General features: G+C 68.4%; 15 protein-coding genes. 5 read left to right on the forward strand and 10 right to left on the reverse strand.

Translation table 11 applies throughout. The features are described 5' to 3' along the window. The first annotated feature begins 51 nt into the window (after positions 1-51). From QSK17_RS14290 to QSK17_RS14300, 3 genes are all read left to right on the forward strand, one after another. Positions 52-1,056: a DUF932 domain-containing protein gene (locus QSK17_RS14290; RefSeq protein WP_285705179.1), complete on the forward strand. Its 1,005-nt coding sequence runs from the start codon at positions 52-54 to the stop codon at positions 1,054-1,056. Positions 1,057-1,129: 73 nt separating this feature from the next. Continuing rightward, on the forward strand, positions 1,130-1,510 hold the full coding sequence (locus tag QSK17_RS14295; protein WP_285705180.1) for a hypothetical protein: 381 nt from the start codon (positions 1,130-1,132) through the stop codon (positions 1,508-1,510). After that, positions 1,507-1,860, forward strand: coding sequence for a hypothetical protein (locus QSK17_RS14300; protein WP_285705181.1), 354 nt, complete (start codon positions 1,507-1,509; stop codon positions 1,858-1,860). Before QSK17_RS14295 ends, QSK17_RS14300 begins: the two co-directional genes overlap by 4 nt. Before the next feature lie 47 nt (positions 1,861-1,907). Here the strand turns inward: QSK17_RS14300 and QSK17_RS14305 are convergent, their stop codons facing one another. The 10 genes from QSK17_RS14305 to QSK17_RS14350 all read right to left on the reverse strand — a co-directional run bounded on the left by QSK17_RS14305 (position 1,908) and on the right by QSK17_RS14350 (position 13,521). Beyond that, complete coding sequence (locus QSK17_RS14305; protein WP_285705182.1) at positions 1,908-2,750, reverse strand: restriction system modified-DNA reader domain-containing protein; 843 nt, start codon at positions 2,748-2,750, stop codon at positions 1,908-1,910. Between the two features lie 92 nt (positions 2,751-2,842). Continuing rightward, the gene (locus QSK17_RS14310; RefSeq protein WP_285705183.1) at positions 2,843-3,772 is read right to left on the reverse strand and encodes a C40 family peptidase; all 930 of its coding nucleotides are present in this window, start codon (positions 3,770-3,772) and stop codon (positions 2,843-2,845) included. After that, positions 3,769-4,632 carry a replication-relaxation family protein gene (locus QSK17_RS14315; RefSeq protein ID WP_285705184.1) on the reverse strand — a complete coding sequence of 288 codons (864 nt, stop codon included), beginning with the start codon at positions 4,630-4,632 and terminating at the stop codon, positions 3,769-3,771. Before QSK17_RS14315 ends, QSK17_RS14310 begins: the two co-directional genes overlap by 4 nt. Further along, complete coding sequence (locus tag QSK17_RS14320) at positions 4,629-7,037, reverse strand: type IV secretory system conjugative DNA transfer family protein (protein WP_285705185.1); 2,409 nt, start codon at positions 7,035-7,037, stop codon at positions 4,629-4,631. The genes QSK17_RS14315 and QSK17_RS14320 overlap by 4 nt, the downstream gene beginning before the upstream one ends. Next, on the reverse strand, positions 7,034-8,785 hold the full coding sequence (locus QSK17_RS14325; protein ID WP_285705186.1) for a VirB4 family type IV secretion system protein: 1,752 nt from the start codon (positions 8,783-8,785) through the stop codon (positions 7,034-7,036). The genes QSK17_RS14320 and QSK17_RS14325 overlap by 4 nt, the downstream gene beginning before the upstream one ends. Continuing rightward, positions 8,782-9,723 (reverse strand): PrgI family protein, encoded by a 942-nt coding sequence (locus QSK17_RS14330; RefSeq protein ID WP_285705187.1) that lies wholly within the window; start codon positions 9,721-9,723, stop codon positions 8,782-8,784. Before QSK17_RS14330 ends, QSK17_RS14325 begins: the two co-directional genes overlap by 4 nt. Then, positions 9,720-11,093 carry a TrbL/VirB6 family protein gene (locus QSK17_RS14335; RefSeq protein ID WP_285705188.1) on the reverse strand — a complete coding sequence of 458 codons (1,374 nt, stop codon included), beginning with the start codon at positions 11,091-11,093 and terminating at the stop codon, positions 9,720-9,722. Before QSK17_RS14335 ends, QSK17_RS14330 begins: the two co-directional genes overlap by 4 nt. A 212-nt stretch (positions 11,094-11,305) precedes the next feature. Continuing rightward, positions 11,306-11,671 (reverse strand): pilin, encoded by a 366-nt coding sequence (locus QSK17_RS14340; RefSeq protein ID WP_285705189.1) that lies wholly within the window; start codon positions 11,669-11,671, stop codon positions 11,306-11,308. 172 nt (positions 11,672-11,843) lie between these two features. Further along, positions 11,844-12,647, reverse strand: a complete 804-nt coding sequence (locus QSK17_RS14345; protein ID WP_285705190.1) for a sigma-70 RNA polymerase sigma factor region 4 domain-containing protein — start codon at positions 12,645-12,647, stop codon at positions 11,844-11,846. 334 nt (positions 12,648-12,981) lie between these two features. Beyond that, complete coding sequence (locus QSK17_RS14350) at positions 12,982-13,521, reverse strand: DUF4262 domain-containing protein (RefSeq protein ID WP_285705191.1); 540 nt, start codon at positions 13,519-13,521, stop codon at positions 12,982-12,984. 206 nt (positions 13,522-13,727) lie between these two features. On the opposite strand from QSK17_RS14350, the gene QSK17_RS14355 reads away from it, so the two are divergent. Together QSK17_RS14355 and QSK17_RS14360 are read left to right on the forward strand one after the other, a co-directional pair. Beyond that, on the forward strand, positions 13,728-14,525 hold the full coding sequence (locus QSK17_RS14355; RefSeq protein WP_285705193.1) for a hypothetical protein: 798 nt from the start codon (positions 13,728-13,730) through the stop codon (positions 14,523-14,525). Continuing rightward, a complete protein-coding gene (locus tag QSK17_RS14360) occupies positions 14,522-15,367 on the forward strand; it encodes a TRM11 family SAM-dependent methyltransferase (protein WP_285705194.1) in 846 nt (281 codons plus the stop codon). Before QSK17_RS14355 ends, QSK17_RS14360 begins: the two co-directional genes overlap by 4 nt. The last annotated feature ends 82 nt before the right edge of the window (positions 15,368-15,449 follow it).

Consider the following 15,449-nt stretch of genomic DNA (forward strand, 5'->3'; position numbering starts at 1 on the left):
GACGTCAGCGCCGCAAGGCCACATGCCTCAACCCTGAAGGAGGGACCCACCATGGCCCATGAAATCGAGATCTTCACGGACGGCTCCGCTGGAATTGCCGTCGCCGGACGGCCCGCCTGGCACCGGCTCGGCTATGTCGCTCCCGGCCAGATGACTGCCGAAGAGCTGCTCACCCGTGCCAACCTGGCGAGCTGGAACGTCCGCAAGGTGCCCGTCGGGCAGGTCACCGATCCGGACACCGGCCAGCCTGTAGCCGCCGATGAGGACTTCCTGGTTGTCCGTACCAACCCGGTCACCGGTGAACCGGAGCGGCTGGGCATGGTCGGCAAGGACTACAAGATCGTGCAAAACGAGGAGGTCGCCGACTTTCTGCAGACACTGGTCGACGAGTCCGGCGCGATCTTCGACACCGGTGGTTCGCTGAACGGCGGACGCCGAGTGTTCGTCACCATGAAGCTCCCCGAGCCGCTGATGGTGGGCGGCATCGACCGGGTCGACCTCTATCTCGCCGCGTTCTCCCGGCACGACGGCTGGGGGTCCTTCACCACCGTCGCGACCCCCGTCCGCGTGGTGTGCGCCAACACCGAACGCGCCGCACTGCGCAACCACGCCTCCATGTTCAAGGTCCGTCACACCGGCTATATCGCCGGACGGATCGCGGAGGCCCGTGAGGCACTCAAGCTGACTTGGCGGCATGGCCAGGCGTTCGCGGAGCAGGCCGAGCAGTTGCTCCGGGTCCCAATGGACGTCAAGGAGTTCCGCCAGTTCACCGGCACGCTGCTCCCGCTTGCCGGCGACGCCAAGGAACTGGCCCGGCGCAACCATGAGGCGGCGATCCGCGAACTGGAGTGGCTGTTCACCTCTGGCCCGACCAACGAGAACATCCGGGGCACTCGCTGGGCGGCGTACAACGCGGTCACCGAACGGCTCGACCACCGCAGCCCGGTGATCGGACGCCGGGAGGCGGGCGTCGTCCGGGCCGAGCGCGCCCTGCTCGACGACCACCCGCACAGCAAGATCAAGACGCGCGCGTTCGAACTGCTCACCACCGGCTGAGCCTGCCCGACCTCTACGGCCTGCCCCTCGGCGGGTGGGCCCCATTCCCATGCATCTCCAGGAGTGATCACCTGTGGAAACGTTGGAGTCCTTCGTCCGCCGGAACGCCCACACCACCCGAGGGCAATACGACACCGCTGCAACCGAACTGATCCGCCAGCTCGACCAGCTTCACCGGCCCACCTCAGACCGCTTGCACGACGCCGCGTACTTCCAGGCCCTCCATGTGTGGTGGGACATGGTGCTGATGCAGGTCGACAAGTACGACCTCGACATCGGGCAGGCCGTACGGCAGGTGCGTGCCTGGGCCACGCGCTACCTGACCTGCGTGCCGGGGCCGACCAAGCCGGGCACACTGTTCGACCATGCCCTCGCCCACACCGGCCGAGCGGCGGCACGTCGTTTCCTGGCTGCCACGGGTGACAAACACGACGGGGCAGCGACCCAGCGATGATCGACGTAGAGACCTTCCGGCTGCTCGCGTGGACGTGGGACGTCTCCACTGCCAAGAAGTACGCGGCGGGACGCACCCCCAACGCGCAGCTCCAGCCCCGCAACTGGACCGCCCTGCTCGCGCTGGTCGTCATCGACGAGGCGCACGCCGAGACCGTCGATCTGGCCGAGCCGCTCATCGCCGTCCCCGCCTCCCTTGGCGGCGGTCCATTGGTGATCGACGGCTGGCACCGGATCCACAAAGCTCTCGCCATTGGCGTCGAGCGACTCCCGGTGATCATGTTGACCAGGGAGGAGGAGTACGCCTGCCGCATCCATGGCGGCGAGAAGGGATACTGCAGAGTGCGCTGACATCGAGCTCGTCCGCCCGCCTCGCTGGGCGGGCGTTGCGCGATAGGTCATCCGTGCCCGTTGGCCCGGCGCTTCCTCACCTCGTCGCGCAGCGTGGATAGGGGCACCAGCCCATCGTCCGTCTCCACGTGCCAGAACTCCCATCCGTTCCACGAGCCCGCCTGGCACAGCTTTCCTGCAGCGTCGGAAAGCGACGTTGCCTCGGCGCCCTGGAGCCAGATGGCACCGTTAGCGTCGATCTCCGCATATCCGGGATAGATCGGGCTCTTGGAGACGATCCTCCCTCCTGCGATGATCAGGCCCTCGGTGATGAGGTCGACGATCCTTACCTTGCCGCCGAGGGTGGGCTTGCTCGGCAACACGACCTTCTTCTTCTGTGGAACGGCTGCGACCTCATGGCCGAGCACGTGGAGCAGGCTGACGATCGGCTCGATGCAGGTTTCCAGAATGACCTGCTCGTGGTGCGGAAGCGTCTCGTCGCTCGGTCGATTGCCGTTGTGCAGCCGTATGCGCGCGGAGTCATGGAGAAGGTCGTACAGCCGGCCTTCGAGCCAACCGGCCTGGGCCGAGTGGAAGCCGTACTCCGTGTCGCGCCGGATCAGCACGGCCCGATACCAGTGCTGCTTGCCTCGCAGATGTTCCAGCACTCGGGAACGGAGCTTGCCGGGCGAGGCCTTGCCGACGTACGCGCCCCAATGCCCCTCAGCGTCCGGCCGATCGAGCAGCACGTATGCCCCCGGCACCTCCCACCCGTCACCCAGGGACCGGACGAGAGGCCGGTCGGCGACAGCCAGCCGCAACGCGGTGTGCTCGATGACCACCTCAACGGGCCCGTGAGCGGGAAGCGGAACCAGGACCTTGAGCGGCAGGATCGCCCCGTCGTTCTTCACCTCATTGCCCTCCTCCGGCCAAGAATCACACATAGATCCTTTCGGAGGGTAGTCGCTTCATGTCGATCCGTCGTCACAAGACGAGCAGTTCCTCACGATCGGAGTGCCAGATCCGTTGGACGTGACATCCCCGATGGGCGGGTGAAGCCGACCAGGTCCGCACGAGCGTACGGAGCGATCTTGACGATATCGCCGGTCTGAGGTGCGTGGATCATCTGGCCGTTGCCGAGCACGATGCCAACGTGTCCCGGGCCGTCGGATTCCATCCGGAAGAAGGCGAGGTCGCCCGGCTGCTCCTCTCCCCGTGGGATGCGCGCACCATGACGCCACTGGTCGTAGGTGACGCGCGGAATGGTGATTCCGGCGGCCTGGTAGGCGCGCATGGCCAGCCCGGAACAGTCGAACGCCCGAGGCCCTTCGGCTCCCCACACGTACGGCTTGCCGAGCTGCGCCTGGGCATAGGCGATCACGGAGGCGGCCCGTTCCCCGGGGATGACGGCTGCACACGCGCCGATGAAGGCGTCGACGACGCGCTGGGCGAGCGGTTCCCATCTCGCGTATTCCTCGGGGTACGCCGAGTGCTGTACAGCTTGCGCGGCGCGAGCCAGCGGAATGCGTTCCCATCCGGAAACAGCCGTGAGCCTTCGGTAGAAGCTGCGTGTGGCGTGCCGGGGATCAAGGATCTCCTCGCGACTGCCCCACCCTTGAGAGGGGCGTTGCTGGAACAACCCGACGGAGTCCCGGTGGCCGTACGTGAGGTTCCGGAGCCTGGACTCCTGCATGCCAGTGGCAACAGCGATGACGGCCGCGCGGGCGGGTAGCTCAAGATCGACGGCCACGTCGATGATGGTAGCGGCGTTGCCTACCTGTTCATCGTTCAGCTCCCTCATCCGCCCGGTCTCGCGCACTGGAACGGCGCACACGCCAGGCCCACCTGAACGGGTGAAGACATCGGCCACCACGGTGCTGAGCACGACGAGGAGCAGGAGGAGCGCAGCGGCGCCGGCCGCGGCGAGCCTCACGACTCCTCGATCGCGCCTGCACGGTCCAGCCAGGCTCCCGGGAGCTGACTCAATCGCAGCCGAGGTCCGGTGGAGCCCACAGGGAGCCAGACAGGTCCGGCCGGGCCGTCACCGATGCTCGTCTGTACGGCTGTCGCGACTGGAACTTCGGGGGTGGTGAGCAGCTCGCGGAGGTGGACCTCACGACGATTGCCAGGCAGCCACAGCAGGACCGGTGTGGTGATGTTTGTGGCCTCGGCCAGGTTGGCGTAGTCGATGAGCTTGGCGGCGACCTTCCCCAGCTGCTCGCTGCCGGTGTCGTGCTCAAGGAAGAAGTCGACTTCCCGGCCGTCTTCCAGCCAGCGTCCGTACGCGTCGGGGTGGGCCAGGTCGCCCCACATCTGAGCACAGCGCCGTTCTGACCACCATTCGCGTACGGCAGAGCCGCTGGAGCGACGGGCACAGGCATGAACGTCGGCGAAGAACTCATTCACCCCGACGAGATGGCCGAGCCGGGGTGAGAAACAGATGCTGATCGCCATGTCAGGCCGGTAGCCGAGCTCGGCCACCGTTATACCGCGCCGCGATGCGAGTACGGCCGCTCCGGCGCGGCCGAGCACCCAGTGTCCTGGCGAGGAGCCCTGGGCGGTCCAGGGGCGGAACCGCGTCAGCGCACCGAGCTGGCGCAGGATGTGCAGGCGTCGCCGGGCGGTCTGCGGCTGAGTGAAGAAGATCTTCTGGATCTGGTGGGTGGTGAGCACCCGGTGCTCGTGAATGTGGTCCAGCAGTGCGTGGTCGCGAAGGGTGAGACGGGCGGCGAGCCGGGCGAGAGCGTCTGCGTCGAGGCGGGGCTGAGCCATCTGCGTACGGTTGCGGTTCACGACTTCTCGGCCTCCTTAATGTGTCCTCGTGGGTCGGTATGACGCCATGGCCTTCGGACGGTCCGGGGCTGCGCGAGCTGCGGCGTGAACCGCTCTCGGGAGGCAGCGCGCACCTCCGCCGCTCGCTCCTCGGTCGCGAGGGGAAGCGGCCGGGTGCGGAAGGTGAAGGCCGGAGTGTTCCGGCCGTCGACGACCAGCCGGGCGGCGGCTTGGAAACCACCCAGGTGCGTAAGGTCATGAGGGCTGATCAGCGGAGCGACGTGCGCTTTCAACTCCCCTGAGTCTTTTGGTGACACCGCGAGATAGATCTTGTTGCGGGCGTCCGCCGAGATCGCCTCACGCAAATCCGCGGGGAGCTGGTCGAGGTGCTGATGAGCGAGGACGAGCGATAGCCGGTAGCCACGTGCCTCGGCCAGCACGTCTCCGATGTGGCCCGGCAGATTGAGGAAGTTGTGGCACTCGTCGATGTAGACGGCCGCGTCGCGCCGTACGGCCTGCGCCTGGCGGGATCGGCGGGTGACGGCCTGCCAGGTGTGGGCGAGCAGGACCGAGCCGAACAGGCGGGCGGCGTCATCGCCGAGGATCCCCTTCGGCAGCCGGGCCAGGATCAGTCCGCCCTCATCAAGCAGGTCACCGACAGAGACCGTGGTCCTCGGGCTGGTCAGGGCATCGCGGACGAACGGGCGGAGTAGGACAGCGCGCAGCTTGTTCATCACCGGACCGATAACGCTCGCCTGCCCAGCGGGGGTGAGCGCCTGGTAAGAGTCCCAAAAACCGCGCAGCAGTTCGTCGTTCAGTGACCTGGTGATGCGCGCCCGGAAGGCCGAGTCGGTGAGTAGCCGAGGAACATCCGCCAGAGTGGCGCGCGGTCCGAGGACGCGGGTCAGCGTCAGGCAGGCCGAGCGCAGCAGGTCGTCGACGCGCGGTCCCCAAGCGGAAGCGAAGCATCGGTGGAAGATGGTGACGATCGAGTCGACCGCGAAGGCGGGGTCGGGGCCGGACAGCACGTTGATCGCCGGTGGTACGGCGGCATCCTGCGGGTCGAACAGCACGGTACGGCCGATCGCCGCAGCGGGAAGACGCTCCAGTACGTCGGTGATCAGGTCACCTTTCGGATCGATTACCAGAGCCCCTCGGCCGGCCTCCGCGTCAGCGAGGATCATGTTGGCGAGCAGAGTGGATTTGCCGACGCCGGTTCCGCCGAGCACGTGGACGTGGTGCCGGGCGTCGGCGATCGACAGGGCCACGGGCCGCTGTGGGCCGCTGTCGGCGTCCCCCAGGATCCGCACAGGCCCCTCGTATGGCACCGCCGGGGACGGGGCGACGGGACGCGCTCCGGCCCGGCTGATGCCGGGGGCGTCGGCGTCCAGGGGCAGATGGGCGAGGGCGGCCAGCTCGGCGACCGACAGCAGGTAGCCCCGGTCGAGTTGTCGCGAGGCCAGCGCGTGGGCCGGTCTGCAGAGGCGGTGTCGGCGCAGGTACTGGTGGCCGGAGGTGAACAGCGCGAAGACCGATGCCACGCTGTGGGCGCGGCCTCGCAGCCAGCCGTCGGCACCGGATGCGGTGGTGGCCACGCCGTACCGGATGGCGACTTCGTAGCGGGGCTGGCTCGCCTTGGCGAGGATCGCTCTGACCTGCTCGGCCCGTTCCGGAAACATGCGGGCCAGCTCGGCGGGGTGCCCGTCGCCGGACATCGTCCCGTGCCCGGGAGTGATGAGGTCGAACAGCTCTCCCAGCGGGTGTGCCGATCGTGCGCCACGGAGGAAGGCCGCTGCGCGGTGCGCGCGGCCAAGCCGCGCTCCAGTAATCGGGCGGGCCAGGACCTGCACCGCCACGTGCTGACTATGAGCCAGTCCGGACATCGCGCCGAGCAATGCCCGAAGCGGATCGGCATCATGGTCGTGCTTGAGCGGTAGATGCTCGGCCTGCCCAAGAACCAGACAACCGCCCGTCGCATCGGCGTCACGTGGCAACGGCGGTGTGGCGGACTTGGTCGTGGTCGTGGCCCCTGGCCAGGCGGACTGCACGGCCTTCTCGATGATCCCGTTCGGGACGCATCCGGGCACCCACACCTGGATCCGCACTCCGGCGGCGTCGCCGACGTACTCGAACACGATGTGCGGCTGGCCGAGCAGGAACCGCTTCCAGGCGGGCCGCAGCAGCCCGACCAGATGCGACCACAGCGCGACAGCACCGGCGAGGTCGACCTGCGGCGGGCAGGAGATCTCAACGAGCCAGGCATCCCGCGCCAGCCGTACGTGGCGAAGACGCCAAAGCAACCGGCGTACAACCGTCAGCAGGCCCGTGAATGCGAAGACCGCGACGGCGAAGCGCCAGCCGTACGTCCACATCAGCTCGGGCAACCGCTGCGGCAGCTCGTCGAGGATCCTGGGCAGGTCGTTCACAACGGGTCGCCCTCCTCGTCCAAGCTCCGGAGCGGAGGTGGCTCCACGGTGTCGAGAGCGGCGAGTTGCGCCGGATCGCTGGTCGCCAGCATCGCCTCGGCGGGTGAGGCGACAACCTGGAAGGCGACCCGGTTGGCGGGGCCGGCGACCATGAGCGCCTCGCCCCGCTCCGCGGTGAGCAGGAACTGACGTTCGCCGTCGGACAGGTCGAAGGCGTCACCGACGGCCTCGATGGCCTGTGGAGCCTGGCGGAGCAGGATCTGGCTGGCGGCGTTGGCGACGATGGCCTGGCCGAGATCGGAGCCGAGCAGGTCGGCGGCGTCCTGGGTGATGACAGCGAGTCCCGTCCAGTGCTTGCGGGCAGCCTTGGCCATCCGGAACAGGAATCGGGCGCCTTCGGCTTCACGCATGAGCAGCCATGCCTCGTCCACGACAACGAGGCGTCTGCGCCGATCGCGGGGGTTGGCGACCCTGCGCCAGATGGCGTCCAACGCGAGGAGAGTGCCGACAGCTTTCAGCTCCTCGGGCAGGTCGCGTAGCGAGAACACGATCAGGTGACCGGAGGGATGGGTGGTGGTCGGCCCGTCGAACAGTCCCCGGTAGGAGCCGGTCACGTACGGCGCGAGTCTGCTCGCGAGCTCCTCGCCCTGCAGGTTCGCGACGAGGTCGGTGAGAAGCGGCGCGGGCCGGTGCCAGGTACGACTGTCGCGAGAGATGCCCGCCTTGGCGTAGGTGCTCAGGATCGCCGAGTCGAGCACCGCGCGGGCCTGCGCATCGAGGGGTTCACCGAGCATCGTCGCGATCAGCGTCTGCAGGAACAGCGCCCGCCGGGCGAGGACGTCATCCTCCGGTCCATGACTCGCCGGAAGATCGAGAGGATTCCAGCGCACACCGCTCGCGCCGAGGCGAAGGTGGGTCCCGCCGACCGCGTAGGCGAGGCGCGCGTACTCGTCCTCGGGGTCGACGACCGCGACTTCGACTCCGTGGTAGAGCAGCCGGAGGATCTCCAACTTGGTGAAGAAGCTCTTGCCTGCTCCGCTGCGGGCGAGGACGACCGAGTTGTGGTTGTCCTGCGCGAAGCGGTCCCACAGCACCGCCCCGGAGCTGCTCGCGTTCACCCCGTACAGCACGGCTGTGTCGCTGGCAGTGCCTGCCAGGTCGGGTGAGGTGAACGGGAAGGCGGTGGCGAGCGCGGTGGTGTCGAAGCTGCGGCGCAGCCGGATCGCGTCGGTGGCCAGCGGCAGGGTCGTCACCCACCCTTGCAGGGCGCGGAAGGTCGTCGGCTGCGCCTCCAGTAGGAGGGACGCGGCGAGCGTGCGAACGCGTTCAACTTCGATCTCCAGCTCGTCCTCGTCGACCGCGTGGACGGTGAGGTAGAGGCCGAGCCGGAAGAGGCGGCCGTGTCCGCGTGCGAGGCTGGCGGCCAGGTCGGTGGCGTCGTCGGCGGCGGCTTCGGCTTCGAAGTCCTGCAGACGGCCGTGTTCGGCGTCGGCGCGGCTGGTGGATTCCAGGCGGGCGAGTTGGCGGCGCAGCCGCATCGCGGCCACCGCCTTGGGGATCGGCTCGATGTGCAGCGAGACGTCCAGCCGTCCGGGGTAGGTCACCAGCGGCTCCAGCCATCCTGCCCCGACCTCGCGCGGGTACCCGGTCACGGCGAACGACGCGGTAACCCCGTGAGGCAGGGCGAGGCTGCGGGCACCGATCCGCAGCGCGCCCGGGTGGGCGAATGTGCCGTGCCGAAGTGTCATCGTTCCTCCCTGGCGGTGATGGGCTCCGCGAAGGTTTCGCTGATGATGTCGCCGCCGGGGTCGAGGCATTCGGCCAGCGCTTGGTGTGCGGCTTCGGCGTCGAGCACGTGCGCGGTGAGGCCGAGCGCGGCCAGCGATCGTCCGGTCTCGGCGGCCCGGCGGAGCACCACGGCCGCCCCCGCGTCCCGTACGGCTCTGCGTCGCCCTGTCGTGGGCGTGTTGTCGCGGATGACGATGAGCACCTGCCGGGTCTGCAGGTCGCGTGAGGCGTTGAGCTGGGCCAGGAAGGCGGCGTGTTCGCGCGCGGCCTCCTCCAATGCCGGGTGCGGCAACGTCGCGGCGTGCCGTTCGATGGCGTCGATCTGGCCGCTGAGGTCGATGCGGCGGGCGCGGACGAGGATCTGCACCGGGGCGTCGAGGCTGTTGAGCCATCGCCCGAACGCTCCGACCAGCGCCGCCTGCTCGTCCGTCGTACGCAGGTGGAAGGAGAGCGTGGACGCCTCGACCAGTACGGCGACGTCGCCGTCGGACAGCTCCAGCACTCCGTCGGTGCGGACAGCACGGACGGGAAGCTTCAACGGCTCGGGCAGGCGTCCGCGCACGCGGCACCAGCGCGGTGGCTTGGCAACCCCTTCGGGGGCGGCGACCAGTTCCTTGGCCGAACGCCAGTGGAGGAGCGCGGCAAGGCCGTACCGGTCCAGGGTGAGACCGTCGCGGCGGCCGAGCGCGACCGCGATGCCGACTGCAACGAGCGGCAGCGCGACCGCGGCGATCACGACGATCGGCAGGAGGCGACCTGCCAGCCAGTAGATGCCGGCGGCAACCCCACCGGTGAGGGTCAGGATCAGGAGTTGCCGTGCGGTGAGCCCGGAAACGACCTTGTCGGGCCGGTCCACGTCGGCGGGTATCCGCGCGATCAGGGGTTCGCTGTCGGTCATCGCCTACCTCCCTTGCGGTCGGATGGAGGGTCCAGACGAAGCCGGAGCTGGACCGGGCGTGGGCGGCGGGTGGGCATACCGGGCAGCCGGTCCTGCACCCATGGCGGCTTGGGCCGGACCCACGTCGTGGGCCGTGGGCGCGGTATGGGCGGGGCCTGCGGCCGGGGGACGCGTTGGGCCGGGAACGGAAGAGCGAGCTGTGTCCCCTGTTTGCCCCGGTTCGACGGGAGCGGGATCGGCAACGCGAGCTGCTGACCCGAGGACGAAGAGGTTGAGGCCGGACTGCGGTTGGCCGGAGCCGCGCCGGAGGCGGAGGTGGGTTGGGTCGTTCCTCCTGCACCGCTGGGACCTGGACTGGCGGCCAGCGCAAGGCCCGGCTTGGTTCGCCCGCCCATGTGGCTCACGCTCGTAGTGGCCTTCTGCGCCGGTCCCAGCCGTGCGGCGGCCCCTGCACTCTGGGAGCCGCGGAACAGGCCACCGACGACGCCGAGCGTCTTGTACAGCAGGAACGTGCGGGCCAGGCGCATCACCAGGCGGGGCTGGGCCTGCTGCCAGATGGTGCGGGCCACCCAGCCGGGGATCCGGATCAGCACGTACAGCAGGCCGATCAGGATCAACACGTCGGCTGCCTGCGCGACCGGCGAGTCGCCGCTGGTGAGAACGGCCTCGTGGGAGTGGGCCTCGGGCTGGGTGAGCTGCACCTTGAACGCGAGGATGAGCACCAGCGCCTGGAGGACCTGGATCGCCAGTACTCCGAAGAAGCAGCGCCACCACAGCCGGGCGATGCCTTCGGTCTGCGGCAGCGCGTGGAACAGCAACGCGAGCGGCGCGGCGATCATCAGGAACAGCAGCAGGGTGATCCGGATGACGGCGATGAACGCGAGGATCGTGCCCATCAGCACCGCCGTACCGGCCATGAGCACGAGATAGATCACCGCGCCCGTCGGGTTGGTGACCAGGGCGAGGACCTTGCCCGCCAGCAGATCGCCGGCGCGCTGCGGGTTCACGCCGTCACCGAGCAGGCCCTCTACCAGCGCGTTGGCCAGCTCGATCGCCTGCTCGCAGACGAGTAGCGAGCCGTTGACGAGGATGGCCGCGACCACCAGGCGAGGAGCGACCTCCTTGACCGTGGTGGAGGTCTGCACGCTGCCGTACGACATGACGATCAGTCCGCCTGCGAGCACGAACAACACAAGCAGCGCATTCGCGACCAGGGCGACGTGGCCGGCCAGCTCCTGGACGCGGGCGAGCATCGACGGCGGAGGGGATGACAGCAGGCTCTGCCCGACGAGCCGGAACGCGGGGTTGATCGCGTCTCTTACGAGGTTGGTGAACCAGCCGTTGACCGCCTCGTTCACCTTGCAGCCCATGTCCAGCCACCCACAGCCTGTGGACGGTGTCGCTGAGCCGACCTGGGGCGACGGCGTTACGGACGGCGTGGGGTGAGGCGATGCGGCGGCAACCGGCGAAGCCGCAAGAACCAGCAGGCCAGCCGTGAGCACCGTCAGGAGGACGCAGATGCTGACCGCGAGCCGCGGATCTCCGTCTCGGGCGGCGGGAGAAGGACGACGACGGGGCATCGCTACGCCCCCACGATCCCTTTGAGGACGTTGACCAGCAGCGGCGCCAGGACGGCGATGCCGTACCCGAACGCGGCATAACGGAGCGTCTTCTTGGCGGCCTCGACCTCACCGGGGTCGCCTCCGGCCAGGATGTAGCGGACGCCTCCGATGGTCAGGAACAGCGTGGCCAGCCCGACGAGCAGGCCGATGATGACGTTGCGCAGGTTGTCGATCACCTGGTTCAGGGAGGACGGGGCGGCGAGCAGGTCCGCGGCCCAGGCCGGCGACGTGCAGAGCACGATGACGGCGGCGATCAGGGCGAGGGTCCAGCAGCGGGTCCAGGTGGTGCCCATCCGGCGGTGTCCCGAGCGCGATGGCGTGGGCATGAAAGCCTCCTCGATGACAGCGGGGTGCTGGTGCCAGAGGTCCGCACTCGACCGGCGGGGCCGCCGGGTTTCCTCCTTCGCGGGATGCGGGTGGCGGTGCGGCTGGGGACCGGTGGACCGCCCTGGCCTTCGCCAGCCGGTGCGGACCTCTGACACTCGGGAAATACGCCGGTCAGAAGGCCGGATCGGACATCGAGTCGTGAATCTTGGTGCTGACTCGACCGTCGAGGATCGCGTCCCGCAGGCGGGCTTCGGCACGGCTCCTGCGCTTGCGCAGCGCGTCATAGCCGAGGCCGAGCGCCTCCGCGACGTCGGTCAGGTTCACGTCTTCGAGGCGGGTGGTCCCGATCACCTGGGCCTCGAACCTCGTGATGATCCCCTGCTCGACGGCGTCGGCGAGCAGCAGATCCGGGTGGCCGGCGGGCGGTGCCGACATCGGTCGCAGGATCGTGTCCGGCGAAACCGGAACGACGTCGGTCCAGCGCGCTCGCTGGCCCGCCTTGCGTGCAATGCGGCACAGCCGGAGCATGATGCGGGGCCGGTCCAGGTCGATGTCGTCGAGGGCATGGACGAAGCCGATGACCACCTCGGCGGTGATATCCGCCCTGTCGGTTGCCGAGGTTGCGCGCGAGAGGGTGGAGATCACGTGCCGCAGGCCGGGCAGGGCCACCCCTACGCAGCCGATCGTCCAGGCGTCGCCGTACGTCCTCGCCTGGGTGATGAGCTCACGCCAGGCCGCGTCGCGGGTGGTGCGGTCGGCCGAGGGGTGCAGCAGGATCGCCCGGAGTTCGGTGAGCGGAATCAGCCGGGCGGGCAGCCCATTCCCGATCGCCTTGCCGTCGATGGCGAGCGGAGCGGGGCCCTCGCAGAGCTGCCTGAGAGTCCGCTCAACGGTGTCGAGCAGGCTCGGGTCCCAGATGATCGTTCGCGCAGTGGTCGGGTGCGCTTCTGGCCGGTCGTACGAGATTCGTGGCATGTGAACCCCCGTTGATGTGCCCGAATGGATCAGGACACGTCCAGCCACTCATCTGGTTTAGGGAGAATTCGGAGCCAGTTTGGGATCACGCGCACGCGGCCGGTATCCGAAAGCTGTCCCGGATGTGTACCGAATCGCGCTGACCTGCAAGGACAACTCCCGGATGCTCAAATCGGGATAAATTGAACCCGACCCCAAAACACCCTTCGACCTGCGGGAATATCCTCCGCAAGACGGGCGATCAATAAGCAGGTAAAGATCTGTCGGTCAGCTTTGTCGCGTACGGGCTGGTCTGACCGACTCTGGCTGGAGACCGGGGAGGCGGACGTGGAGATCAAGGCAGTTGCGCCCACGGACCGGGCGCATGCTCGGATTTGGAAACCCACAGCGACGGCTGCAACTCCCGAACTCCCGAGGGGCAGTTCTCATCCCAGGGGAACAGCCCATCTCTATCCGGCCAGACCATCTCCATGAACGCCAGCGGCTGCCGCCGGTAGAACCACAGCGCCGCCCCGAACAAGGGCTTGTACCAACTCTCGTGAACGGGCTTGATGACGACGGGAAAACCTTCCAGCACGTCGTCACGCTCCTGCCCAGGGAGCATGGGATGGCCTGCCGCGATGGCATCAGCCAGAGTGTTCAGGCATGCGCGCATGAGATCGAGGTCCAGGCCGAACATGGCCACTTCAGGCGAGCCGAAGCTGTGATGAAGTCCGATCGTGAAGGCCCATCCCGGACCGGTCTCGTCTTCCGGAACCATCACGACACTCCGGCCGAATCGCTCGACGTGCGTGACGGTCTGCTGGTCGAAGGCGTCGAGTCCGACGCTTGAGTCCGCGCAGATGACGCACGAACAAGAAACCGGATCAATCACGATCAGGAGCGTAGACGAAGCCACTGACGAGATCAGGAGGCGTTCAAAAGGCACCGCCTACAGCCGACTGCCGGGATCGCAGTCGACGCACGCCCAAGGCCCAGGTCCGAGCGATTACCTCACTGATCACATGTCCGATCTGGCGGGCGACATGAGGTATTTCCAGGTGTAGCTGGGGATCGGTGACCGTCTCGGGTCACCGCGCAATGACGAAACCGTCCACCTCTGGCCGGCAGTTGCTGCCGCTGTCGGTCTGGCTCTGCGCCGACGAGCAGCCCGAACACGACCGAGCCGCCACAGGGTGTCCTCGCCGCAACACCCTGGTCGGCATCGAGCTCGCCCGCCATCTCATCTCCGCGTGCACCAAGCCCGGCGAGTTGATCGTCGAGACGCACCCGGTCAACGCCGCCACGCTCGCGTGCGCCGTACTACAAGGGCGGAAGGCGGTCGCTCTCGTGCCCAAGGTCGCGTACGCCCAGGCCATCCGCGCCCAGCTCCAGGAGATCTTCCCTGCCAAGGATCTGACCGGCATATACCTGCGCCCGTCGTCGCCTCGGCAGATGGACGCGGCGCTGGCCAAGCAGGCCGGAACCGCTCATCTGGTGATCTACGCGCCGCCGTGCCCTTCCGGACAGCAGTGCCCCGCCTGTCCCGACAACGACGATCACGAGGGCGAGCGGCCCGCCGTGATGCGCGGCGCGTGGCAGGTCCTCGGCGACGGCGGACACCTCGCCGTCGTCACCGCACCCCACCGCGAAGGCGAACGGCTACGCGACCAGGCGCCTGCCCTGATCCGAGCCGCCCGCGCCGCCGGGTTCGCCTACACCCAGCACGTCATCGCGCTGCGGGTTCCCGTACGCGAAGGCGAGTTGGTCGTCCAGGCCGCTCCCGAAGGCCTCGGCCATCTCTACGACGTCCGGCGGCCTGCGCCGCCCGTGACGGTCGGCGTACACGCCGACGTCCTGCTGTTCACGAAGATCACCAGCGACGGAGGTACGCGATGACGATGCCCTCGGTCTGGGCGACGGGCAACCTGACCTCCCGCACCCAGCGGACGGGTCGCTACCTGTCCGCGTCGATGAACCACCCCGCGAAGATGCTGCCCGCGATTGCCGCCCAGGTCATCGCCACCTACACCAAGCCCGGCGACCTGGTCCTCGACCCCATGTGCGGCATCGGAACCACACTGGTGGAAGCTGTCCACCTCGGACGCGAGGCGGTCGGCGTGGAGTACGAGGCCCGCTGGGCCAACCTCGCCGTCGCGAACCTGCTGCACGCCCACCGCCAGGGTGCGACCGGCACCAGCCGCGTGATCGTCGGAGACTCTCGCCGCATCCGCGTCCTTCTCGGAGACCGCGCGGGTCGTGTGGCGCTGGTGCTGACCTCGCCACCGTACGGCTCCTACACCCATGGCCATGTGCGGTCCAGTCGCGACAGCGGAGAACCAGGCGTCAGCAAGCTGAACCATCGGTATTCGGCGGATCCCGGGAATCTTGCCCACCGCGACCTGACCACGCTGATCGGCGGGTTCACCGAGATCCTGTACGGCTGCCGCCGGTTGCTACGGCCCGGCGGCGTTGTGGCCATCACCATTCGGCCTATACGAGTGAGGGGTGAGCTTGTCGACCTGCCCGGGCAGGTCATGGAGGCCGGCCAGCAGGTCGGGCTGATTCTCGTCGACCGGATCGCGGCGCTCCTGTGCGGTCTGCGCGATGACGGGATCGTGTCCCGGGCGTCGTTCTTCCAGATGCATGAGGCCCGCCGTGCGCAGGCCCGCGGCCTGCCGGTCCACGCCATCGCCCACGAAGACCTTCTGATCTTCCGTACACCCAGGGGTGCGGCATGAGGGACGGGCTTGACCAGAGGGATCGAGACGAGCGTCGATGGCGTCCGCTCTGTGCGGCCGTCAGGGACGTCGGCGGATTCCG

The organism is Microtetraspora sp. NBRC 16547 (assembly GCF_030268965.1).
Classification (GTDB): Bacteria; Actinomycetota; Actinomycetes; order Streptosporangiales; family Streptosporangiaceae; genus Microtetraspora.